The sequence below is a fragment of the Oscillibacter sp. CU971 genome (assembly GCF_905219725.1).
Lineage (GTDB): Bacteria > Bacillota > Clostridia > Oscillospirales > Oscillospiraceae > Oscillibacter.
Window position 1 is genome coordinate 1 of record NZ_CAJMXG010000255.1, and the last position, 3,682, is coordinate 3,682.

General features: G+C 60.8%; 5 protein-coding genes and 2 tRNA genes. 4 read left to right on the forward strand and 3 right to left on the reverse strand.

The features are described 5' to 3' along the window. A partial coding sequence (locus JX325_RS13570) for a TrmO family methyltransferase (RefSeq protein WP_204791632.1) occupies nucleotides 1–409 on the forward strand: 409 nt, incomplete at its 5' end. 623 nt (nucleotides 410–1,032) lie between these two features. Continuing rightward, nucleotides 1,033–1,305, forward strand: a complete 273-nt coding sequence (locus tag JX325_RS18755; protein ID WP_374220627.1) for a DUF6809 family protein — start codon at nucleotides 1,033–1,035, stop codon at nucleotides 1,303–1,305. A gap of 73 nt (nucleotides 1,306–1,378) precedes the next feature. On the opposite strand, the gene JX325_RS13575 is transcribed toward JX325_RS18755, so the two are convergent. The 3 genes from JX325_RS13575 to JX325_RS13585 form a co-directional block, all read right to left on the reverse strand. Then, complete coding sequence (locus JX325_RS13575) at nucleotides 1,379–2,263, reverse strand: YitT family protein (RefSeq protein ID WP_243414091.1); 885 nt, start codon at nucleotides 2,261–2,263, stop codon at nucleotides 1,379–1,381. A gap of 167 nt (nucleotides 2,264–2,430) precedes the next feature. Further along, on the reverse strand, nucleotides 2,431–2,739 hold the full coding sequence (locus JX325_RS13580; protein ID WP_204791633.1) for a sigma-70 family RNA polymerase sigma factor: 309 nt from the start codon (nucleotides 2,737–2,739) through the stop codon (nucleotides 2,431–2,433). Then, nucleotides 2,720–2,953, reverse strand: coding sequence for a hypothetical protein (locus tag JX325_RS13585; RefSeq protein WP_204791634.1), 234 nt, complete (start codon nucleotides 2,951–2,953; stop codon nucleotides 2,720–2,722). Before JX325_RS13585 ends, JX325_RS13580 begins: the two co-directional genes overlap by 20 nt. Nucleotides 2,954–3,233: 280 nt before the next feature. Here JX325_RS13585 and JX325_RS13590 point away from each other — a divergent pair. Further along, nucleotides 3,234–3,309, forward strand: a tRNA-Thr gene (locus JX325_RS13590). A 19-nt stretch (nucleotides 3,310–3,328) separates the two neighbouring features. Further along, nucleotides 3,329–3,413, forward strand: a tRNA-Tyr gene (locus JX325_RS13595). Nucleotides 3,414–3,682: the final 269 nt, after the last annotated feature.

Below are 3,682 nucleotides of genomic sequence, written 5' to 3' on the forward strand. Positions count from 1 at the left end.
GCCCAACCCCATCGCCCTGTCCGCCGTCACCCTGGCGGGCATGGAGGAGACCCGGGAGTGGGGAACCGTCCTCCGGGTCCGGGGGGCGGATTTAATGGACGGCACGCCCATCCTGGACATCAAGCCCTACCTCCCCTACGCCGACTGCCGCCCGGAGGCCGTGGGGGGCTTTGCCTCCGCCCCCGCCGGGGAGACGCTGGCGGTGGAGTGTTTGCCGGAGCTCTGGGAGAAGGTCCCGCCGCAGCGGCGGGAGGCCCTCCGGGCGGTGCTGGCCCTGGACCCCCGCCCCCGGTATCAGGAGGACCCGGAACGGGTCTACGGCTTCGGCTTTGCCGGGCTGGAGGTCCGGTTCTCCGTAGAGGGGGGCGTGCTCCGGGTCCGGGAGATTCTGGAGGGAACGGAATCGTAAAACTGCCGGACGCAAAAAGCGGGCCGCCCAGGGGGCGGTCCGCTTTCCTGTCGGAGCGGGTTCTTCTTTGTGGGGCCCGGTCCCCTGACCGGGCCAATTCCTGGACATGGGGGGCTGTCGGGAGACGGGCCGTCGGGGCGGACACATAGGTCCGCCCGTTTCCTGGAACTTCCCGGTTTCCGGTAGACGGGCCGCCGAGGGCGGCGGCCCCTACAAGATTGCATGCCCCAAGCAAAATCTTCTTGACTTTGGGAGTCCTTTAGTCTATACTTAAGGAGTCCCAAAGTGGGAGGTGATGATCTTGGGGGGCAAAAAAATGGGACGCCCTACCGACAATCCAAAGCCCTATCATATGACCGTAAAATACGACGAGGAATGCAAAGAAATTCTGNAACAATATTGCGAACAAGAAAAGGTTCNCCGTATGGAAGCGGCAAGGAGAGGGATTCGGAAGTTAAAGGACGACCTGAAAAAATAGTGGGAAGCGGCGCTCAGCCCATCACAGCAGACACCGCTTCCCCGCAGGCCGATATTGCCAAAAGGCAAGGACCGCGTAAATATAATACCATACGCCGCCTTTCCTTTCNAGCGGTACCGGCCAAAAAAGAAAGGACCGTGCAAGGATGGAAAACATTCTGGAACTGCTCTATGACCTGCCCCGTAAAAGAATCCACGAACAGGATTCACCCTTTGTCCGGGCGGCGCGCATCAAAAGCGAGAATCTGGATCGGCTCACCGCTTCCATCACGNAGGNGCAGCGGGAGCTCCTGGACGCCTACTTAGACGCGGGAAGCAGGGTCGAGGATATGAGGGACTTCGACCGCTTCCGCTTCGCCTTCCATGTTGGGGCGCAGCTTATGGCGGAGCTCATTGCCGGTAAGGAGGAAGTGCTGTAAGGAAACCGCCGGACCCGGCGCAAGGCACAAAAAAGAGGATTGCCATCAGGCAATCCTCTTTTTACCGCTCCGGTCACTCCAGCTTCCGCACAAAGTTTCCAAAGACCCGGACCCGCTCCTGGACGGTGACGAAGGCGTGGTCGTCCCGCTCGTGGACCGCGTGGAGCAGATCCTCAATCTCGAACTTGGACAGGCACACCACCAGCACATGGAGTCCCTTCCCGCTGTAAGCCCCGGTGCCCTCCCAATAGGTGACGCTGCGGCCCAGCTTTTCAATGATGAAGCGGCCCAGCTCCTTCTCGTCCTCCTTGGTGAAAATCATGGCCTGGACGTTGACGTTCTGCTGGTGCATCCGGTCCAGCACCATGGCGGAGAAGAAGTTGTAGATAACGGAGTAGATGGCCACCTCCGGCACAAAGAGAACCAGGCAGGCGGCGTAGAGGAAGAAGTTGACCGTCAGGGAGAATTTCCCCACGGTGAAGCGGCTGCCCCGCTTGCTCAGGCAGAGGCCCACGATGTCCAGCCCGCCGCCGCTGCCGCCGCAGGTCAGCACGATTCCGCTGGCGATGCCCACGATGATGCCCCCCAGCAGGCAGGAGGTGAGGTAGTCGTCCACAATGGGGACGCTGGGCGAGGGGATGATGCTGTAGAAGAGGGAAAAGGACACCGTGCAGGCGATGGTCTTGAAGGTCATCCGGGGCCCCAGGGTCTTCCAGCCCAGCAGCAGGATGGGGATGTTGCTGATAAAATAGAGGACGCCGGCGATGTCCGCCTCCAGGCCCAGGGTGTTGTGGAGCAGGGTGCGGATCAGCTGGCAAAAGCCCATCAGCCCGCCGGAGTACAGGCCCAGCGGCACGATGAATAAGCGGAGGGCCAGGGCTACCACGCCCTCCCCCAGCATGGCGGCCACCAGCCGCAGCCATCGGTTGTGCAGGGAATTGTACATCATGTCCTTCATGTCGTTCCTCCCGGCNCCCGTCCCGCCGGTTCGGGGGAGGGGCAGTTGAGCTGTTTCCTTTTAAGCACTGGCTTTGATTATATCCGCTTCAAGGCAAAACCGCAAGAGGAAAAGCGGGACAAAATGGACGAAACGGCAGGAAAATCCTGGGTTTTCCCGTGAAAAGTCTACAAAGAATACCGGAGGCATCGGTAAAGCCGGGCCTTGGCCCGCCGGAGGGTCCGGGAGACGGTGGAGCGGTTCAGCCCCAGCTCCCGGGCGATTTNGGGGANGTTCATCCCCTGGTCGAAGTAGAGGTCCACCAGCTGGCGCTGGCGGGGGGTCAGCTCCCGTTCCNGGGCCNGGCGGAGATTCCGNCGGAGGNGCTCCAGGCGCTCGNAGTTGTCGGCGGCGTTCTGGCGGTTCCAGACCGTCAGGACCCCGATCCACTNGCTGGCCCTGGTGTCAAAGGGCCCCTCATAGCGTGCAGTTCTCATGTTTTTGATGGCTCCTGTCATAGTAATGGGCGGTCAGCGCCGCCAGCTCCCGGGCCTCCCGCCAGAGGGGGGTCAGCTCGTCGATGCGGCGGCGGAGGCGGAAGGCCGCCTCCGGGTCCGCCTGGGCCCGCTCCAGCCCCCGCAGCTCCACGATGCGCCCGTGGATGGCGGCGGCGCTGCTGCGGTAGGAGGCCGACATTTCCAAAAGGGTCATGGCCGCGCCTCCCTTCCCCGGACCTCCCGGCAGGGGGCCAGTTCCCGNCGGGCCAGGTCCGAAAAGCACTCCCCGCAGGAAAGGTGCCCGTTGCAGGCCCAATACTCCTCGCCCCGGAGAATTTCCCGGCCGCACAGGGTGCAGCGCAGGGCCCGCGTCCCGGGGCGGCGGCTGGTTCTTAACATGTAAATCCTCTCCTTTGAAAAAACCGTGAAAACAGGAAAAATTTTTGTTGACAAATGGGAAANGGTCTGCTAGAATAGGCAATGCTGTTGGAACTGCTGGTGTAGCTCAGTTGGTAGAGCAGCTGATTTGTAATCAGCAGGCCGGGGGTTCGAGTCCGTCCACCAGCTCCACAAGTTCATCATGATATCTGGGGGAATTCCAGAGCGGTCAAATGGGGCAGACTGTAAATCTGTTGTCACTGACTTCGGTGGTTCGAATCCACCTTCCCCCACCAGCTCAGAAATTCCCGCCGCCGTTCCGTTTCCGGCTTCGCCGAAAACTGCACTGTGGCGGGAATTTCTTCGCCTTCAACCGCGGACCGCGCTGCTGGGTCCGCGGTTGAATTTTTTTACGGGGGACGGGAGACGAGGGGATACGGGGCGGTGGAATTACAAGAAACTTGGCGGTGAATTTAAAATAGCACATATGTTCGATTATGTCAAGGGGGATTTTACAAGATTCTTGTAAAAAAGATTGACAGGGCTTTCACGCGCTGGTAAGATG